Raw genomic sequence first — 18,051 nt, 5'->3', positions numbered from 1 at the left:
GAAGGGACCACCTCGACGATGACCGACCCCCGCATCCTGACCGTGCGCCCGGAACCGGACGCCTACGCCTGGACGTTCGGCGGTGCGCCGCCCGTGGCGCGGATCGCGCCCGGCACGGTCCTGGACCTGTACACGGAGGACTGCTTCGCCGGCCGGGTGCGGTCCGAGAAGGACCTCGTCTCGGAAGTCTGCGAGTTCCCGTTCCTCAATCCGCAGACGGGCCCCTTCCACATCGAGGGCGCAGAACCGGGTGACACGGTGGCCGTGCACTTCGTGTCGATCGAACCGGCCCGCGACTGGGCGGCGTCCACGACGGTCCCGCTGTTCGGCGCGCTCACCTCCACGCACACCACGGCCTCGCTGCAGCCGCCGCTGCCGGAGCGCGTCTGGATCTGGCAACTGGACCGCGCGCGGCGCACCGCCCTGTTCCAGGCCCGGGACAGCGACATCCAGGTCGAGCTGCCCATGGATCCCATGCACGGCACCGTGGGCGTGGCGCCCGCCGGTCTGGAGGTGCGTTCGGCCCTGGTCCCGGACGCGCACGGCGGGAACATGGACACGCCCGAGATGCGGGCCGGCGTGACCTGCTACCTGGGGGTCAACGTCGAGGGCGCCCTGCTCAGCCTCGGCGACGGGCACGCCCGGCAGGGCGAGGGCGAGACCTGCGGGGTGGCGGTGGAGTGCGCCATGAACACCGTGGTGGTCGTGGACCTCCTCAAGGACGTCGCCACGCCGTGGCCCCGGCTGGAGTCGGACACCCACATCATCTCCACCGGCTCGGCCCGCCCGCTGGAGGACGCCTTCCGGATATCGCAACTCGACCTGGTGCAGTGGCTGGTGCGCGACTACGGGTTCAGTGAGCCGGACGCGTACCAGTTCGCAACCCAGGCCGTCGAGTCGCCGTTGGCCAACGTGTGCGACACCAACTACACGTGCGTGGCCAAGATCCGCAAGGAGTGGCTGCCGGCCCGGGAGACGTACCGGGGCGTGCACGCGCGGCTGCGGGAGACCGCGCAGTCCCTGCGGAGCTGACTCCGGCGGCGCTCCCCCGGCGCCGCTCGGCCGGACCGCGGCGCCCGGAGCCGCGCACGCCGCCGGCCCGCCCGAGCACCCCACCACGCGCGCGAGACCACGACGCCCGACGTCCACACACCACTCCCCCACACCCCCACACCGAAAGGCACCCGCCGATGGACCTGGACCCGGCCGGACCCGTACAGCGAAGAGAACCGGCCCGGCCGGCGACCGCGCCACTGCCGGCGAGCCCGGCACAGCCGCTCCTGAGCAGGCGCCGGCTGCTGAAGGGCGCGGCACTCGCCGCCGTCCCGTACGCACTGCTGCCCGGCCCGAGGGCCGGTGCGCAGACCGCGTCCGTGGACTACCCGCCCGCCGAGTGGCAGCCGGCGAGCAGTTCGAACTACACCGCCTCCGACCGCCCCGGCACCTACGCCATCGACCGCGTGATCATCCATGTCACGCAGGAGACGTACGCCAACACACTGGCGGTCTTCGGCAATCCGGAGAAGAAGGTGTCCGCGCACTATCTGGTCCGCTCGGCGGACGGGCACGTCGCGCAGTGCGTGCACGAGGCCGACATCGCCTGGCACGCGGGCAACTGGGACTACAACACGCGCAGCATCGGCATCGAGCACGAGGGATGGGTGGACCAGCCCGCCTATTTCACCGACGCCCTCTACCAGCAGTCGGCGAGGCTCACGGCCACGATCTGCGACACCTACGGCATCCCCAAGGACAGGGAGCACATCATCGGCCACTACCAGGTGCCCGGCACCGACCACACCGACCCCGGCCCGAACTGGGACTGGGTCCGCTACCTGAGACTGGTCAACTTCGCCTAGCCGGAAGACGATGGGCGCGGGACCGACATCACTGTTTCACCGTCCGGGGAGGCCGATGTGACCGATCCGTGGGTGGCCCTGGAGCCGGGGGCCGACCCCGTCGAACGGGTCCGTGCGCTGCGCCGCGCGCACGAGACGTTCACCACGGTGGGCACGGTGCCGCGCCCGGTGCGCTCGGTGGTGGCGGAGTCGTGGCGGCGCAGCGCGCGGGCCGGTGTCCGTCCGGACGGCACCGCCGGCGTGGAGCTGACCGACGGCGACCTCGGCGCCTACCGGGCGGAACACCCGCTGGCCAGGGTGATGCCGCTGTTCCGGGAGCTGATGGGCACGTTCGCCTCCGACGGCGAGCATCTGCTGGCGGTGTGCGACGCGCACGGCAGGCTGCTGTGGGTCGAGGGGCACCCGGCGACCCGGCGCCGGGCGGACGGGATGAACTTCGTGCCGGGAGCACGCTGGTCGGAGAGCGCGGTCGGCACCAACGCGCCGGGCACCGCGGTCGCCGTGGACCGGCCGGTGCAGGTGTTCGCCGCCGAGCACTTCATACGGCGGGTCCAGCCGTGGACGTGCGCGGCGGCGCCGGTGCACGACCCGCGCACCGGCCGGGTCCTGGGCGCGGTGGACATCACGGGCGGCGACGGGCTGGCGCATCCGCACAGCCTCGGGTTCGTGCAGGCGGTGGCACGGGCCGCGGAGACCCAGCTCGCGCTGCTCGAACCGCCCGCCAAAGCGGACGGCACGCCCCTGCTCGGCGCGCTGGGCCGGGACGAGGCCGAGCTGGTCCTGGACGGCAACCGGATCCGGCTCAGCCGCCGGCACAGCGAGATCCTCGTGCTGCTCGCCCGGCATCCCGAGGGGCTCGGCGGTGACGAGCTGCTGTGCGCGCTGTACGCGGACGAGTCGGTGACGCCGGTGACACTGCGGGCCGAACTGGCCCGGCTGCGCAGGCTGCTGGGTCCGGGGCTGCTCGCCTCGCGGCCGTACCGGCTGACCGCCGCGGTCGAGTCGGACGCCACCGTGGTGGAGCGGCGGCTGCGGGCCGGGGCGGTGACGTCTGCGGCGGAGGCGTACACCGGTCCGCTGCTGCCCGGTTCGCAGGCGCCGGCGATCGTACGGCTGCGGGACCGTCTCGCCGGGGAGCTGCGCTCGGCGCTCATCGCGCACCGCGACCCGGACCTGCTGGCGGACTGGGCGCACGCGCCGTGGGGCGAGGACGACCTGGAGGTGTGGCGGGCGCTCGCCGCGGTGCGGCCCACGGCGCAGGTGCGGGCGCGGCTCGCCGCGCTGGAGGCCGAGCTGGCGGCGCCGCCCGGCCGGGCCCGGAGGCGGACCGGCGGCGCAACGTGGTTGCAACGTCCGCCCGCCTAGCCTCGCCGACGGGAGCTGCCCAACGGCGGGCAGCACTGCACCAGGAGGCAGACCAGCATGACTCGTTACGCGGCGCCGGGCACCGAAGGCGCGATCGTCTCCTACCAGGCGCGCTACGACCACTTCATCGGCGGCGAGTACGTGCCGCCGCTGCGCGGGCAGTACTTCGAGAATCCGTCGCCGGTCAACGGGCAGCCGTTCACCGAGATCGCGCGCGGTACCGCGGAGGACGTCGAGCGGGCGCTGGACGCGGCGCACGAGGCCGCGCCGGGGTGGGGCCGTACGCCGGTGGCGGAGCGCAGCGACATCCTGCTGAGGATCGCCGACCGCATGGCGGCCAACCTCGAAGCCCTCGCGGTGGCGGAGAGCTGGGAGAACGGCAAGCCGGTGCGGGAGACGCTGGCGGCCGACATCCCGCTGGCGATCGACCACTTCCGGTACTTCGCCGGGGCGATCCGGGCGCAGGAGGGATCGCTCGGCGAGATCGACGACGACACGGTGGCCTACCACTTCCACGAGCCGCTCGGGGTCGTCGCGCAGATCATCCCGTGGAACTTCCCGATCCTGATGGCGGCGTGGAAGCTGGCGCCGGCGCTGGCCGCGGGCAACGCCGTGGTCCTCAAGCCGGCCGAGCAGACCCCGGCCTCCATCCACTACTGGGTCAGCCTGATCGCGGACCTGCTGCCGCCGGGTGTGCTGAACATCGTCAACGGCTTCGGCGTGGAGGCGGGCAAGCCGCTGGCGTCCAGCCCGCGCGTGGCGAAGGTGGCGTTCACCGGAGAGACCACGACCGGGCGGCTGATCATGCAGTACGCCTCGGAGAACATCAAGCCGGTCACCCTGGAGCTCGGCGGCAAGTCGCCCAACATCTTCTTCGACGACGTGTGGGCGCACGACGACGACTTCCGCGACAAGGCGCTCGAGGGCTTCACCATGTTCGCCCTCAACCAGGGCGAGGTGTGCACCTGCCCGTCCCGGGCGCTGATCCAGCGCGGCCACTACGCCGAGTTCCTGCAGGCCGCCGTGGAACGCACCCGGCAGATCAAGCCGGGCCACCCGCTGGACACGGACACGATGATCGGCGCCCAGGCCTCCAACGACCAGCTGGAGAAGATCCTTTCCTACCTGGACATCGGCCGGCAGGAGGGCGCGAAGGTCCTCACCGGCGGTGAGCGCATCGAGTACGACGGCGAGCTGAAGGGCGGCTACTACGTCCAGCCGACCATCTTCGAGGGCGACAACCGCATGCGGATCTTCCAGGAGGAGATCTTCGGCCCGGTCGTCTCGGTGACCTCCTTCGACGACTTCGACGACGCCATCAAGATCGCCAACGACACGCTGTACGGCCTCGGCGCGGGCGTGTGGACCCGGGACGCCAACACCGCGTACCGCGCGGGCCGGGCGATCCAGGCGGGCCGGGTGTGGACGAACTGCTACCACGCCTACCCGGCGCACGCGGCGTTCGGCGGCTACAAGCAGTCCGGCATCGGCCGCGAGACGCACAAGATGATGCTGGAGCACTACCAGCAGACGAAGAACCTGCTGGTGTCGTACTCCCCGAAGAAGCTGGGCTTCTTCTAGACGAACACGTCATCCGCAGCAGCGCCGCCCTCACCGGCGGGTGAGGGCGGCGCTCCGAGGCGGTGCCAGGAGACTCCGGATATACCGCCGCCGCTGACCGTCAGGTCCGCTTCATGACGGGCATCCGCTGTCAGTCGTACGGGCGGGCGTACCGCCGGCCGGGCTGCGCTGCGGTGTCAGTTCTTCTCGGTCTCGAAGGTGCGCAGCAGGTCGGCGGCGACGCTGACCGCGATGGTCGCCGGTTCCTTGCCGGTGATGCCGGGGAGGCCGATCGGGGTCTTGATCCGGTCGATGGCGGCCTCGTCGTGGCCTCCCTCGGTGGCGAGGCGCTTGCGGAACCGCGCCCATTTGGCGGCCGATCCGATCAGCCCGATGGAGCCGAGGTGGGCCGTGCGCAGGGCGGCGTCGCACAGTGCGGCGTCCTCGGCGTGATCGTGGGTCATGATCAGGACGTGGGTGCCGCGCGGCAACTCCTCCAGGACCTCCTCCGGCAGCAGCGGCGTGTGATGCACGTGCACCTGTGCCACCGCGTCCGCGAGCACATCGAGCCGCTCCCGGGTCAGGACGTCGGAGCGGGTGTCGATCAGATGGAGGTCGAGGTCGTGACGTGCCAGGATGCGGGCCAGCTCCAGCCCGACGTGACCGACGCCGAAGATCGCCACCGCGGGTACGACCGGCAGCGGTTCCAGCAGCACGGAGACCGTGCCGCCGCAGCACTGCACGCCGTGCTGGTTGGTCACCTTCTCGTTCAGGGCGAAATCCATCAGCTCCGGCTCCGGCTTGGACGCGGCGATCATCTCCCGGGCCCGGTCGATGGCGACGGCCTCGACATTGCCGCCGCCGATCGAGCCCCAGGTCCCGGTCCGCCCCACGACGAGCTTCGCACCGGCGTCGCGCGGGGCATGGCCGCGCACGGTGGCGACGGTCACCAGCACACCGGACTCCCGGCGTGCTCGCAACCGTGCCACCGCTGCGATCCACGTCATGTCAGGCACCGTTCAGCGCTTGTGCGTCGGTGCGGACCCTGCCGTTCCTGCCGCCCGCCACCTGCCCGTTTCCAGGATGGCCGTTCAGGGCGAACCCGTCCACGGCGTGGCCGTCGCGGGAGGCACCGCCCTGGCGAGCCGCCTGGATCGCCCAGTACACCGCCTCCGGTGTCGCGGGCGAGGCCAGCTCGACGCTGACCCCGCTCGGCCCGAACGCGGCGGCGGCCTGCCGCAGCGCCTCGCGCACGGAGAACGCCAGCATCAGCGGAGGCTCGCCGACCGCCTTGGACCCGTAGACGGCGCCCTCCTCGGTGGCGTTCTCCAGCAGGGTGACGTTGAACTCCTCGGGCATCTCCGAGAAGCTCGGCAGCTTGTAGGTGCTCGCCGCCTGGGTCAGCAGCCGGCCGCGGTGCGGGCCGTCACCGGTGTCCCAGCGCAGGTCCTCGAGCGTCAGCCAGCCCGCGCCCTGCACGAAACCGCCCTCGACCTGGCCGATGTCGATCAGCGGGGAGAGGCTGTCGCCGACGTCGTGCACGATGTCCACGCGCCGGATGCGGTACGCGCCGGTGAAGCCGTCCACCTCGACCTCGGTGGCGGCGGCGCCGTGGGCGAAGTACTTGAACGGCGAGCCCCGGAACGTCTTCGCGTCCCAGTGCAGGCCCTCGGTCCGGTAGAAACCGGCCGCCGACAGCTGGACGCGCTGGAAGTACGCGGTGCGCACCAGGTCGTCCCAGGCCAGCTCCTCGTCGCTGCCCAGGGCGCGCGCGACGCCCTCGACGATGCGCACGTCGGAGGCGTTGGCGCCCAGCTGGGTGGCGGCCACCTGCAGCAGTCGCTCGCGCAGCTGCTCGCAGGCGTTCTTGATCGCGCCGCCGTTGAGGTCCGCGCCGGAGCTGGCGGCGGTGGCGGAGGTGTTGGGCACCTTGTCGGTCCGTGTCGGGGCCAGGCGGACCTTGTGCAGGGGGATGCCCAGCGTGGTCGCGGCCACCTGGAGCATCTTGGTGTGCAGGCCCTGGCCCATCTCGGTGCCGCCGTGGTTGATCAGGACCGAGCCGTCCTTGTAGATCAGCACCAGTGCGCCGCCCTGGTTGAAGGCGGTGAGGTTGAAGGAGATGCCGAACTTGATGCCGGTGACCGCGAGGGCCCGCTTGGTGTGCGGGTGCGCGGCGTTGAAGGCGGCGATCTCGCGCTTGCGGTCGGCGACGCCGGCGTTCTCCTGCACCTGGCGCCAGACGGTGGAGATCCGTTCGGGCTGCGTGACGGGCTGGCCGTACGGCGTGGTCTGGCCCTGACCGGGCCGGTAGAAGTTGCGTTCCCGCAGCTCCATGGGGTCCAGGCCGAGCAGCGGCGCGCAGCGGCCCAGGATGTCCTCGATGACGAGCATGCCCTGGGGGCCGCCGAAGCCTCGGAAGGCGGTGTTCGAGACCGTGTTGGTCTTGGCGATGCGGCCGGCGACGCGGGCGTTGGGAATCCAGTAGGTGTTGTCGATGTGGCACAGCGCCCGGGCCAGCACCGGCTCGGAGAGGTCCAGGCTCCAGCCGCCGTCCGCGGTCAGGGTCGCGTCCAGGGCCTGGATACGGCCGTCCGCGTCGAAGCCGATCTTCCATCGGGCGTGGAAGCCGTGCCGCTTGCCGGACATGGTCAGGTCCTGGGTCCGGTTCAGCCGGAACCGGACGGGCCGGCCGGTCAGCTTGGCGCCGAGCGCGGCGACGGCCGCGAACCCGTGCGGCTGCATCTCCTTGCCGCCGAAACCGCCGCCCATGCGCAGGCACTGCACGGTCACCTCGTGGGAGGGCACGCCGAGCACGTGCGCGACGATCTCCTGCGTCTCCGAGGGGTGCTGGGTGCTGCTCTGGATGAAGATCTGCCCGTTCTCGTCGACCTGCGCCAGTGACGCGTGGGTCTCGAGGTAGAAGTGCTCCTGGCCGGAGAACTGGAACTCGCCGGTGAACACGTGCGCGGAGTCGGCGAAGCCCGCGTCCGTGTCGCCCTGCACCATCACGGGCTGGGCGCCGTGGTAGCTGCCGGCGGCCATGGCGTCCTGCAGCGTGACCAGGGAGGGCAGCTCGTCGATCTCCACCTCGACGGCGGCGGCTCCGAGCCGGGCCGCCTCGAGGGTCTCGCCGAGCACCCAGGCGACCGCGTGGCCGTAGAACATGACCTCGTCGGGGAACAGCGGCTCGTCGTGCTTCATCCCGGCGTCGTTGACGCCGGGCACGTCGGCGCCGGTCAGCACCCGGACCACGCCGGGCACGGCGAGCGCGGGCCCGGTGCGCAGCGCGGTGATCCTGCCGTGGGCCTTCATCACCTGGACGGGGTAGGCGTGCAGGACGTCCTTGGTGCGGTGGACCAGGTCGTCGGTGTAGAGCGCGGTGCCGGTGACGTGCAGGGCGGCGCTCTCGTGGGGCATCGGGACGCCGACGACGGGCTTCTCGGGGCGTTCGGACAGATGGCTCATGACGAGACCGCCTCGTTGGTGTGCGCGTACAGCTTCAGCAGGCTCTGGCCGAGCATCGCGGAGCGGTACTCGGCGCTGGCGCGGTGGTCGTTCATCGGCGTGCCTGCGGCCCGCAGCACCCGGGCCGCGGCCTCGACGGTCCCGGCCGCCCACGGCCTGCCCTCCAGGGCCGCCTCGGTGTCGAGGGCGCGGATCGGGGTGGCGGCCACGCCGCCCAGGCCGATGCGTGCCGTGCGGACGATGCCGTCCTCGATGTCCAGCGCGAAGGCGACGGCGACGCTGGAGATGTCGTCGAAGCGCCGCTTGGCGATCTTGTGGAAGGCCACGACCGGGGACAGCGGCTTCGGGATGCGGATCGCGCGGATCAGCTCGGCGGGACGGCGCACGCTCTGGCGGTAGCCGGTGAAGTAGTCCGCCAGCGGGACCACCCGCTCTCCGTCGGCGTCGGCGAGCACCACCGACGCCTCCAGCGCGAGCAGCGCGGGCGGGCTGTCACCGATGGGCGAGCCGGTGCCCAGGTTGCCGCCGAAGGTCGCGCTGTTGCGGATGAGCCGGGAGGCGAACTGGGGGAACAGCTCTGCCAGCAGCGGGACGCTGCCGTCGAGGCGGCGTTCGATCTCGGTGAGGGTCAGCGCCGCCCCGATCTCGATGTGGTCCGGCTCGTCGCGCAGTTCCCGCAGTTCGGGCAGCCGGTCGACGGCGATGACGCACTCCGCCCTGCGGGAGCGGATGTTGACCTCGACGCCCCAGTCGGTGGAGCCGGCGACCACCACCGCGTCGGGCCGCTCGCGCAGCAGCCGCAGCGTCTCCGCCAGGGTGCTCGTGCGCAGGAACGTCCCGCCGTCCTGGGTGTACGCGGTGGCGACCGGCGCGGGCGGGGCCTGCTCGCGCCGCTGCGCCAGCGGGTCGTCGTCGGTGGGCGTGCCGACGGCGAACGCGGCGTCGCGGATCGGGCGGTATCCGGTGCAGCGGCACAGGTTTCCGCTCAGGGAGTGCAGGTCGAAACCGTTCGGGCCGTGCTCGGCGTCGGTGGCCGGATCCGCGTGCGCGCAGCGGTCGGGCCGGTAGTACTCGGCGGCCATGCTGCACACGAATCCGGGCGTGCAGTAACCGCACTGGGAGCCGCCGCGCACCGCCATCTCCTCCTGCACCGGGTGCAGGGTGGGCGGCGTGCCGGGTTCGCCCGGGGTGGCGAGCCCCTCGGAGGTGACGATCTCTTGGCCGTCGAGCGCCGCGACCGGGACCAGGCAGGCGTTGACCGCCACCCAGTCGGTGGGCTTGTTCACTCCGGGCCGGGCCACCAGGACCGAACAGGCGCCGCACTCGCCCTCGGCACAGCCCTCCTTGGTGCCGGTGAGACCGCGCTCGCGCAGGAAGTCCAGCACTGTGGTGTGGGGCGCAGCCGGTGCGATCGGTGCTTCTTTCCCATTGACCGTGATCCGCGCTTCTACCATGACAGGTCTACATTTCCGGACACGAGGGGACAATTCATCACGTTTGCCAATTTTCAGGCACTTTCTGTGTTCAGATGCGCCGCGTGAAGACAGCAGGCGCGGGGCGGCACGCGTCAGAGACGTGCCGGAAGGTGGTGACGGGAAACCCGGAATGTGCCGCGCAGGGGCACATCAGAAAACGGCGCGTTCAGCAGCCGTGCGCGATCCTGCCCGGAACCCAGGCGGCGAGGTGGGCGAGGCGACCGAGATCAGAGCTGGTGTTCATCCGCTGGTCGCCTCCTTTCGGTAGTCACGGATCGGCTTTCGCAAGCTAGTGGCTTGGGCCACAGAGGTCAAGAGGTCGGGTGGCTGACCTGGCGTGCGGGACCGGGGAGGCCGGTGCGACGGCTCTTCGCCGGGTACCCGCCCGGGGCACGTCCCGCCCCTCTCCGCCGCGGCGGTTTCGGGCCGGGCGGGCGATGCTGGTGGCGAGGAGCCCTGCGAGGAGGCCAGGAGGCGCGGCGCCGTGATGGCCGTCAACCCGATGGACAGCGCCTCGGTGCTGGCCGCCTTCGGCGCGCTCGGCGTCCTGGTGGTGATCTTCGCGGAGTCCGGTCTGCTCGTCTTCGGTTTCTTCCTGCCCGGGGACACCCTGCTGTTCCCGGCCGGCGTGCTGTGCGCCGGCAGCGCGGACCAGCCGCCCCGGCTGGCGTTGTGGCAGGTGCTGCTGTGCGCCGCGGTCGGGGCGGTGGCCGGCGGGCAGGTCGGGTATCTGATCGGGCGGCACGGCGGACGGGCGCTGCTGGCCCGCACCTCCAGCCGGCGGGTGACGGCGGCGGCCGCCCGCGCCGAGGAGCTGCTGGCCCGGTACGGCCGGGGAAAGGCGCTGGTCATCGGCCGGTTCGTGCCGTTGCTGCGGACGGTGCTGCATCCCGTGGCCGGCGTCCTCGACGTGCCCGTGCGGACCTTCACGCTGTGGCAGGCCGTCGGCGGGCTGCTGTGGTCGCAGACGCTCGTCCTCGCCGGTTACACCCTCGGCACGTCCGTCCCGCACGTCGAGGACTATCTGCTGCCGCTGGTCGCCGTGGTCGTCGTCCTGTCCCTGCTGCCCCTGCTCCTGGAGGCCCGCCGGTCCCGCCGCGAACGCCGCCGGACACCCTGCTGAGAGCACCGCGCCCAGCCCCGCCGCGCCGTCCACGGCCCGGGCGCCGCCGCGCGGGTCGGCAGGCGCTTCACCGAGAGCGTGCTGACGGGCACTGAGCGTGTGGCAGGCGCGGGGGATGATCGTTCGCCGGCAGTCTGTTCTGTCTGCTCACGGGGCTGCTCGCGGTCTCGGGACCGGCGGCGGACGCGCCGAGCGAGGTCATCACGCGGGCCATGTGCGGGGTGCTCGGCAACCGGGTCAACAACGCGGTCACCGGCTGGATGATCTCCGCCTGCTGCTTCGCGCTGACGGCGCTCGGCGGCTTCCTGGCCAGGGCTGGTCTGCGGCATCGGCGCGCTCGCCGCGACCGCCGTCGACATGAGCGACCCGGAGTCCTCGCCCCAGCGGCTGGTTCCGCCCGGTGTTCCGGCTCGCCCTCGCCCTGCAGGCCGTCGGCATCGTCATCCGGCGCTCGCGCGGCGTCCTCGTCGACGGCACCGTCTCCCCATGCCTGCCCCTGTACGCGCTGCTCGTGTCGGGCTTCCTCGGCACCGTCGGCCATGTGCTGCAGCTGACCGTGGTGCTGCTCGGCCCGAGCACTGCCGTCTGCGCCGCCGACATCGTGCTGCGCCGCAACCGCTACGACGGAAAACGTCGTCCACGACCCCCACGGGCGGCGGTGTGCACCGTCGTCCACGACCCCGACGGGCGGCTGGTGAACGGTGCGCACGACCCCAACGGGCGGGTGGTGAACGCGTGCGCGACCCCGGCGGGAGGCTGGTGGCCGTCCTCAGCCGTCACTGCGCCCTCCGGATGGTGCAACCACGCCTTCTGGACGGGCCTGTGACGATCCGTGAGACTGGACCGCATCCGATGGCCCGCGCCCCGGCTCTCCAGGACGGTGACCCATGGACCAGGAAGTCCCCCGCGTGGAACTCACTCCTCAGGCCGCGGACCTGGTGCGGCGGCTGCACGCCGAGCACGGTCCGCTGATGTTCCACCAGTCCGGCGGCTGCTGCGACGGCAGCGCGCCCATGTGCTACCCGGACGGCGAGTTCCGCACCGGCGGTTCCGACGTGCTGCTGGCGGAGCTGACCGTGGACGGCGTGGCCGAGCCCGTCACGTTCTGGATGTCCCGGAGCCAGTACCAGGCGTGGCGTCACACCCGGCTGATCGTGGACGTCGTGCCCGGGCGGGGCAGCGGCTTCTCACTGGAGGCACCCGAGGGGGTGCGTTTTCTCACCCGTTCTCGCGTAGTCGACGCCTAGTCGGCCCGGCGGTCGCCGCGCTCTGGTGCACTGCCCGTACGAGCCGTACGACAGCCCGTACGGCGGCGGGAGTTGACGAGACATCAGGGAGCACGGTGACCAGACCTCGCAGGCGTTCGGCAGCGGGCAGAGCGGTTCTCACGGTGGTCACGGCGTTCGGTGTGCTGGCCGGTGCGGCCCTCGCGGGGGCGGCACCGGCCGGCGCCGTACCGGACGGCAGACGGATCGCACCGGGCGTCACCTACCGGCAGTTCGACGTCGCCGCGGGCGCGGGCACGGCCCATGCCCACCTCCTCACGGTCGACCTGAGCGATCCGCGCGTCCGCGTGGACCTGCTGTATCCGGGCGCGGTGGCGGCCCGGGCCACGGTCTCCCGGATGGCGGACGCGGCCGGTGCGGTGGCGGGCGTCAACGGCGACTTCTTCGACATCAGCGAGGCCCAGCACCCGGGCGTGGAGGCCACCGGCGCGAGCGTCGGACCGGCCGTCGCGGACGGGCAGGTGCTCAAGGCGGCGGTGCCGGACGGCCAGCGGTTCGGGCCCGCGCTGCCGCCGGGCACCGGTACCCGGGACGTGCTCGGCGTGGGCACCGACCGGCGCGCCCGGCTGGACCGCCTCACCCTCACCGGCAGCGTGACCACGCCGGAGGGCTCGTTCCCGCTGCGGGGCCTCAACCAGTACGCGCTCGCGGAGAACTCCGTCGGCGCCTTCACTTCCCGGTGGGGCAGCGTCTCCCGGACGCGTGCCGTCTGCGGCACCGACACCCGGCGCTCGGCGCCGTGCAGTTCCGACGCCTACGAGGTGACGGTGCGCGGTGGGCGGGTGGTCTCCACCGCCGACGCACCGGGCGGCGGCCCGATCCCGGCGGGCACCACGGTCCTGGTGGGCCGGGAGGAGGGGGCGCAGCGGCTGCGCAAGCTGTCCGTCGGTGAGCGGGTGACCGTGTCCCACGCCCTCGTGGCGGCCTCCTCCGGGGTGCCGTACTCCTTCGCGGTCGGCGGTTTCCCCCTGCTGAGGGACGGCCGGGCGCTGCCGGGCCTGGACGACGCCGCCTCGACGGTGCGTACGGCCGTGGGCGTGGCCGGCGGCGGACGGCGGCTGCTGATCCTGGCGCTGGACGGGGCCGCCGCCTACCGGACCGGGATGACGGTCGCGGAGGAGGCGGACACCATGCGCGCGCTCGGCGCGTCGGACGCGTTCAACCTCGACGGGGGCGGCTCGACGGAGCTGGTCGCCCGCGACGAGGGCGCGAGCGGCGTCACGGTCCGCAACCATCCGAGCGGCGGCGCCGAGCGGCCGGTCGCGAACGGCATCGGGGTGTTCTCGGCCGGCTGAGCCTCACGGCCGCAGGCTGCTCACCAGGTCGGCGGTCGTGGCGATCCCGCTGTGGATGGTCGGCGCCAGACATGTGCCGGCCAGGAAGAAACCGAGCAGCACGCAGACCACGGCATGGGAGATCTTCAGCGAGCAGTTGCGGATGAAGATCACGGCCAGGACCAGGAGCAGCATGACCGCCGAGACGGGAATGACCACCGGGAACCTCCTCCGCCACGCCCCTTGAGTGGCGTTTCGTCCGCAAGTGTCGCGCAGCGGAGGGTTCGTTCGGGCGACTGACGTGTCGCCCGAACGTGTGGTGTCACACGGTGGGGTGGGCGTCGAGGAAGGCTTCCAGGCCGGCCAGGTCGTCGGTGTTCAGATAATCGACACCGGCGGCGAGCAGTTCCGTCCACAGGGCGTCGCGGGCCGGGCCCGCGGCGTCCGGGGTGGCCCAGAACCGCACCCGCTGCCCGCGCGCGCGGGCGGCGGCGGTGATGCCGCGCAGCTTCTGCCGTTCGGCGTCGGGGAAGGCGCCCTCTCCCGTCCAGGTGAAGTTCTGCGTCCAGTTGTCGCTGATCAGCGGGATGAAGGTGGCGGGGGCGGCGCTGCCCAGGTCGGTGAGCCGGCCGTCGTAGAAGGCGCGCCGCTCGTCCTGCGCCTCCATGGGGGTGCGGGCGGCGCGGTCGCCGGAGACGACGGCGGTGACCGGTCCGGGGTGCACCCGGCCGTGCGCGTACCGGGTGAACAGGTGCGGGTACCGGCGCAGATGACGGTCGAGTTCGAGGTAGGTCGACGAGCCCTCGGTCTTGATGTCGATCAGGAGCTGCAGCGGCCGGCGCCATCCCCGGTAGACCGTGCCGTGCTGGGCGCGGACGCGGGCGGCGAGCGGGTCGAGGTAGAGGGATTCCAGGGTGCGGGACGGGTCCAGTTCGGAGCTGTCGTGACCGATGAGGAGCTGGTCGCCGACGAGGAAGATGTCGGCCTCGACGCTGCCGAAGCGGTGGTCGAGCGCGTCGGACAGCGGCCGTGGGTGCTCGTAGTCGTTGTGGGCGTGGGCGTTCCACAGCGGGCGCGGGCCACGGGGGACGCCGCCCGCCCGGGCCTGTGCGGCGGGCAGGGCGACCGCGCCGGCGAGGGCGGCGCCGAGGGTGGTGAGGGCTCTGCGGCGGGTGGTGAGGGCCATGCGCTGCCTCCCTTGGGGTGCCGGATGGGGACCGAAGGGAGTATGCGTGGCCTTGTCTGCCAACGGGCAGCGTCTCGCGGGGAGTTGGCGCGTTGTTCACCTCTCGGTGCAAGGGCGTGGAAAAGCCCGCCCAGGGCGGGGCGGGCTTCACACGTCCGGTGTCAGGGCGCCTGGAGGTCGACCAGTGCGGCCAGCGCCTCCCGGTGCGCTCCCGCCGTGCCGTGGGCGATCGAGTCGGCCTTGGCGCGCTTCAGATACAGGTGGATCGGATGTTCCCAGGTCATCCCGATGCCGCCGTGCAGTTGCAGCGCCTCCTCGGCGGCGTGCACGGCGACGGGAGCGGCGTAGGCCTGGGCGACGGCGACCGAGACGTCCGTGTCCTCGCCGGTGGCCAGCGCGTCCGCCGCGGCGCGGGCGGCGGCGCGGAGGCTGACGACCTCCAGCCACAGCTGGGCGAGCCGGTGCTTGAGCGCCTGGAAGCCGCCGACCGGCCGGTTGAACTGCTTGCGCTCCTTCAGATAGCGCACCGTCTCGGTCAACGCCCAGTCGGCGACGCCGAGTTGCTCGGAGGCGAGCAGTCCGGCGGCGGCCCGCAGGGCGCGTCGTACGGCGGGTTCGGCGTCGCCGACGCGGCGGCCGGGCGCACCCTCCAGGCGCAGGGTCGCCAGCGGCCGGGTCAGGTCGAGGGAGGTCTGCGGGACGACCGTGACGGCGTTCGCGGCCACCGCGTACAGGCCGCCGTCGTCGGCCGGGACGAGCAGGACGTCGGCCACGGCCGCGTCGGCGATGCCGGTCAGCTCCCCGTGCAGCGCGCCGTCCTCCAGCCGTACGGTCCTGACGGCGGCGCCCGGGGCGGTGTGCAGGCCGACGGCGAGGGCGCCGATGGTGCGCCCGGCGGCCAGCTGTCCGAGCAGTTCATCGTCCCCGCAGGCCAGCAGGGCCTCGGTGGCCACGACCGCGCTGGTGAGGTACGGCACGGGGGCGACGGCCCGGCCCAGCTCCTCCAGGACGACGGCGACTTCGCGGGCGGAGGCGCCCTGGCCGCCCTGCTCCTCGGGCACCAGGAGTCCGGCCAGGCCCATGCCCTCGGTGAGGGACTTCCACAGGGCGAGGTCGTGCGGGGTGTCCGACTCGATGCGGGCGAGGACGTCCGCCGCGGAGCAGTGGTCCATGAGCAGGTCGCGTACGGCGGCCCGCAGCGCCTCTTCCTCCTCCGAGTACAGCAGGTCGGTCATCGGGCGAGGTCCTTCCAGGCGACGTCCTTGTCGGTGCGCGGCTCGGCGGGCAGGCCGAGGACGCGCTCGGCGACGATGTTCAGCAGGACCTCGCTGGTCCCGCCCTCGATGCTGTTGCCCTTGGAGCGCAGATAGCGGTAGCCGGCGTCACGGCCGGTGAAGTCGACCAGCTCGGGGCGGCGCATGGTCCAGTCGTCGTACAGCAGGCCCTCCTCGCCGCGGAGTTCGACCTCCAGGCCGCTGATCTCCTGGTTGAGGCGGGCGAAGGCGAGCTTCATGCCGGCGCCCTCGGGGCCGGGCTGGCCGACGGCGAGCTGCTGGCGCAGGCGTTCGCCGGTGAGCCGGGCGACCTCGGCCTCCACCCACAGCTTCAGCAGCCGCTGGTGCAGGTCGTGGGTGCGCAGCTCGGGGCGCTCGCGCCAGGTGGTGGCGACCGGGCCGATCATGCCGCCCTCGCGGGGCAGCCGCATGCCGCCGATGGCGACGCGCTCGTTGTTCAGCGTGGTCTGCGCGACCCGCCAGCCGTCGCCGGTCTCGCCGAGGCGGCGGGAGTCGGGGATGCGGACGTCGGTGAGGAAGACCTCGTTGAACTCGGCCTCGCCGGTGATCTGGCGCAGCGGCCGGACCTCGACGCCCGGGTCGGTCATGTCGCAGATGAAGTAGGTGATGCCCGCGTGCTTGGGCACGTTCGGATCGGTGCGGGCGATGAGGATGGCCCAGCGGGCGTTGTGCGCGCCGGACGTCCACACCTTCTGCCCGTTGACGACCCACGCGTCGTCCTCGCGCACGGCCCGAGTTCCCAGCGCGGCCAGGTCCGAGCCGGCGCCGGGCTCGCTGAACAGCTGGCACCAGACCTCCTCCCCCGTCCACAGCGGGCGCAGATAGCGCTGCTTCTGCTCCTCGGTGCCGTACTTGAGGATGGTCGGCGCGGCCATGCCGAGCCCGATGCCGTTGCGGCGCGAGTCGTTGTCGGGGGCGCCGGCGGATTCCAGCTCGGCGTCCACGACGGCCTGCAGCGAGCGCGGGGCGCCCAGTCCGCCGAGCCCCTCCGGGTAGTGCACCCAGGCGAGGCCGGCGTCGAAGCGGGCGCGCAGGAACTCCAGCCGGTCGGTGTCGGCGGGCGGGTGCGCGGCAAGCAACTCCCTTGTGCGGCGGCGCAGTTCCTCGGCGTCGGTCATGCTGCTCCCTCCATCACCACGGCGATCCGGCCGGTGGAGCGGCCGTCCGCCACCTTCTGCACGGCCGCGGCGGCCTCCGCGAGCGGCACCCGCTCGCTCACCAGCGGTTTGATCGCGCCCCGGGCGGCCAGTTCGGTCAGCTCCTCGTGGCAGCGCAGCACCAGCTTGGGGTTCTTGGTGTTGTACAGGCCCCAGTGCAGGCCCAGGATCGAGTAGTTCTTCACCAGCGCGTGGTTGAGGGCCGGGCTGGGGATGGTGCCGCTCGCGAAGCCGACGACGACGATCCGGCCCTCGAAGGCGACGAGCTTGGCGGACTGGGCGTAGGCGTCGCCGCCCACCGGGTCGTAGATCACGTCCGCGCCGCGGCCGCCGGTGGCCTCCTTGACGGCCGCGATCACGTCCTCGGAGCGGCGGTCGACCACCACGTCGCAGCCCAGCCCGCGGGCCACGGCGGCCTTCTCGGCGCCCCCGACGACACCGATCACGGTGGCACCGGCCGCCTTGCCGAGCTGGACGGCGGCGCTGCCGACGCCTCCGGCCGCGGCGTGCACGAGCAGGGTCTCCCCCGCCTCCAGACGGGCCCGGCGGTGCAGGCCGAACCAGCCGGTCTGGTAGCCGATGTGCAGCGCGGCGGCCTCGGCGTCGTCCAGCGCCTCGGGCGCGGGCAGCAGGGCGCGGGCGTCGGCGAGGGCGTACTCGGCGAAGCCGCCGTACGGCAGCGCGGGATTGGCGATCACCCGGCGGCCGTCCTCGGTCTCACCGCAGATCTCCACGCCGGGCGTGAACGGCAGCGGCGGACGCACCTGGTACTGGCCGCGGCACAGCAGCGCGTCCGGGAAGTTGACGTTGGCGGCCCGCACGCGCAGGCGCACCTGGCCGTCCGCGGGCGTGGGCGGCTCCACGTCCGCAAGGCGCATCACCTCGCTCGGCTCGCCGTTCTCGTGCACTTGCCATGCCTGCATGCGGGGCCTCCACGGGACTGCTTCGTCTGACCGGGTCCGCTCGCATACTAAGCGGTCGCTTGCCGATGAGGGAACAGCCGGCC

At 72.7% G+C, this 18,051-nt stretch carries 15 protein-coding genes and 1 pseudogene; 8 read left to right on the top strand and 8 right to left on the bottom strand.

The window, feature by feature from the left end:
* Positions 1-18: 18 nt before the first annotated feature.
* The 4 genes from OG956_RS31655 to adh all read left to right on the top strand — a co-directional run bounded on the left by OG956_RS31655 (position 19) and on the right by adh (position 4,805).
* A complete protein-coding gene (locus OG956_RS31655) occupies positions 19-1,032 on the top strand; it encodes an acetamidase/formamidase family protein (protein ID WP_330341428.1) in 1,014 nt (337 codons plus the stop codon).
* A 158-nt stretch (positions 1,033-1,190) separates the two neighbouring features.
* Positions 1,191-1,859: an N-acetylmuramoyl-L-alanine amidase gene (locus OG956_RS31650; protein ID WP_330341427.1), complete on the top strand. Its 669-nt coding sequence runs from the start codon at positions 1,191-1,193 to the stop codon at positions 1,857-1,859.
* Between the two features lie 57 nt (positions 1,860-1,916).
* Entirely contained in the window at positions 1,917-3,224 is a 1,308-nt protein-coding gene (locus OG956_RS31645; RefSeq protein ID WP_330341426.1) for a GAF domain-containing protein, read from the top strand.
* 57 nt (positions 3,225-3,281) lie between these two features.
* Positions 3,282-4,805 (top strand): aldehyde dehydrogenase, encoded by a 1,524-nt coding sequence (adh, locus tag OG956_RS31640; protein ID WP_330341425.1) that lies wholly within the window; start codon positions 3,282-3,284, stop codon positions 4,803-4,805.
* Positions 4,806-4,981: 176 nt separating this feature from the next.
* Here adh and xdhC read toward each other — a convergent pair whose 3' ends face one another.
* From xdhC to OG956_RS31625, 3 genes are read right to left on the bottom strand one after another with little or no spacing between them, the layout of a single operon-like run.
* Positions 4,982-5,791 carry a xanthine dehydrogenase accessory protein XdhC gene (gene xdhC, locus OG956_RS31635; protein ID WP_330341424.1) on the bottom strand — a complete coding sequence of 270 codons (810 nt, stop codon included), beginning with the start codon at positions 5,789-5,791 and terminating at the stop codon, positions 4,982-4,984.
* Position 5,792: 1 nt separating this feature from the next.
* Positions 5,793-8,249 carry a xanthine dehydrogenase molybdopterin binding subunit gene (gene xdhB / locus OG956_RS31630; protein WP_330341423.1) on the bottom strand — a complete coding sequence of 819 codons (2,457 nt, stop codon included), beginning with the start codon at positions 8,247-8,249 and terminating at the stop codon, positions 5,793-5,795.
* Entirely contained in the window at positions 8,246-9,703 is a 1,458-nt protein-coding gene (locus tag OG956_RS31625) for a xanthine dehydrogenase small subunit (protein ID WP_330341422.1), read from the bottom strand. The genes xdhB and OG956_RS31625 overlap by 4 nt, the downstream gene beginning before the upstream one ends.
* Before the next feature lie 505 nt (positions 9,704-10,208).
* On the opposite strand from OG956_RS31625, the gene OG956_RS31620 reads away from it, so the two are divergent.
* From OG956_RS31620 to OG956_RS31605, 4 genes and pseudogenes are all read left to right on the top strand, one after another.
* Complete coding sequence (locus OG956_RS31620) at positions 10,209-10,847, top strand: DedA family protein (protein WP_330341421.1); 639 nt, start codon at positions 10,209-10,211, stop codon at positions 10,845-10,847.
* A 91-nt stretch (positions 10,848-10,938) separates the two neighbouring features.
* Positions 10,939-11,475, top strand: a pseudogene (locus OG956_RS31615) (hypothetical protein); the annotation flags it as partial.
* A gap of 259 nt (positions 11,476-11,734) precedes the next feature.
* On the top strand, positions 11,735-12,094 hold the full coding sequence (locus OG956_RS31610; protein ID WP_330341420.1) for a DUF779 domain-containing protein: 360 nt from the start codon (positions 11,735-11,737) through the stop codon (positions 12,092-12,094).
* Positions 12,095-12,237: 143 nt separating this feature from the next.
* The gene (locus OG956_RS31605) at positions 12,238-13,428 is read left to right on the top strand and encodes a phosphodiester glycosidase family protein (protein ID WP_330341419.1); all 1,191 of its coding nucleotides are present in this window, start codon (positions 12,238-12,240) and stop codon (positions 13,426-13,428) included.
* Positions 13,429-13,431: 3 nt separating this feature from the next.
* Here OG956_RS31605 and OG956_RS31600 read toward each other — a convergent pair whose 3' ends face one another.
* The 5 genes from OG956_RS31600 to OG956_RS31580 form a co-directional block, all read right to left on the bottom strand.
* The gene (locus OG956_RS31600) at positions 13,432-13,626 is read right to left on the bottom strand and encodes a hypothetical protein (protein WP_330341418.1); all 195 of its coding nucleotides are present in this window, start codon (positions 13,624-13,626) and stop codon (positions 13,432-13,434) included.
* Between the two features lie 103 nt (positions 13,627-13,729).
* Complete coding sequence (locus tag OG956_RS31595) at positions 13,730-14,593, bottom strand: phosphatidylinositol-specific phospholipase C/glycerophosphodiester phosphodiesterase family protein (RefSeq protein WP_330341417.1); 864 nt, start codon at positions 14,591-14,593, stop codon at positions 13,730-13,732.
* Positions 14,594-14,754: 161 nt separating this feature from the next.
* Positions 14,755-15,828 carry an acyl-CoA dehydrogenase family protein gene (locus OG956_RS31590; RefSeq protein ID WP_330341416.1) on the bottom strand — a complete coding sequence of 358 codons (1,074 nt, stop codon included), beginning with the start codon at positions 15,826-15,828 and terminating at the stop codon, positions 14,755-14,757.
* Positions 15,825-17,006, bottom strand: coding sequence for an acyl-CoA dehydrogenase family protein (locus tag OG956_RS31585; protein WP_330341415.1), 1,182 nt, complete (start codon positions 17,004-17,006; stop codon positions 15,825-15,827). The genes OG956_RS31590 and OG956_RS31585 overlap by 4 nt, the downstream gene beginning before the upstream one ends.
* The gene (locus OG956_RS31580) at positions 17,003-17,968 is read right to left on the bottom strand and encodes an NADPH:quinone oxidoreductase family protein (RefSeq protein ID WP_330341414.1); all 966 of its coding nucleotides are present in this window, start codon (positions 17,966-17,968) and stop codon (positions 17,003-17,005) included. The genes OG956_RS31585 and OG956_RS31580 overlap by 4 nt, the downstream gene beginning before the upstream one ends.
* Positions 17,969-18,051: the final 83 nt, after the last annotated feature.

The organism is Streptomyces sp. NBC_00557 (assembly GCF_036345995.1).
Taxonomy (GTDB): domain Bacteria; phylum Actinomycetota; class Actinomycetes; order Streptomycetales; family Streptomycetaceae; genus Streptomyces.
This window is presented reverse-complemented; position numbering and strand designations above follow the sequence as displayed.

Coding starts and splice junctions, on each gene's coding strand:
- OG956_RS31655 (WP_330341428.1), top strand. CDS start 19: ATGACCGACCCCCGCATCCTGACCGTGCGCCCGGAACCGGACGCCTAC.
- OG956_RS31650 (WP_330341427.1), top strand. CDS start 1,191: ATGGACCTGGACCCGGCCGGACCCGTACAGCGAAGAGAACCGGCCCGG.
- adh (WP_330341425.1), top strand. CDS start 3,282: ATGACTCGTTACGCGGCGCCGGGCACCGAAGGCGCGATCGTCTCCTAC.
- xdhC (WP_330341424.1), bottom strand. CDS start 5,791: ATGACGTGGATCGCAGCGGTGGCACGGTTGCGAGCACGCCGGGAGTCC.
- xdhB (WP_330341423.1), bottom strand. CDS start 8,249: ATGAGCCATCTGTCCGAACGCCCCGAGAAGCCCGTCGTCGGCGTCCCG.
- OG956_RS31625 (WP_330341422.1), bottom strand. CDS start 9,703: ATGGTAGAAGCGCGGATCACGGTCAATGGGAAAGAAGCACCGATCGCA.
- OG956_RS31610 (WP_330341420.1), top strand. CDS start 11,735: ATGGACCAGGAAGTCCCCCGCGTGGAACTCACTCCTCAGGCCGCGGAC.
- OG956_RS31595 (WP_330341417.1), bottom strand. CDS start 14,593: ATGGCCCTCACCACCCGCCGCAGAGCCCTCACCACCCTCGGCGCCGCC.
- OG956_RS31590 (WP_330341416.1), bottom strand. CDS start 15,828: ATGACCGACCTGCTGTACTCGGAGGAGGAAGAGGCGCTGCGGGCCGCC.
- OG956_RS31585 (WP_330341415.1), bottom strand. CDS start 17,006: ATGACCGACGCCGAGGAACTGCGCCGCCGCACAAGGGAGTTGCTTGCC.
- OG956_RS31580 (WP_330341414.1), bottom strand. CDS start 17,968: ATGCAGGCATGGCAAGTGCACGAGAACGGCGAGCCGAGCGAGGTGATG.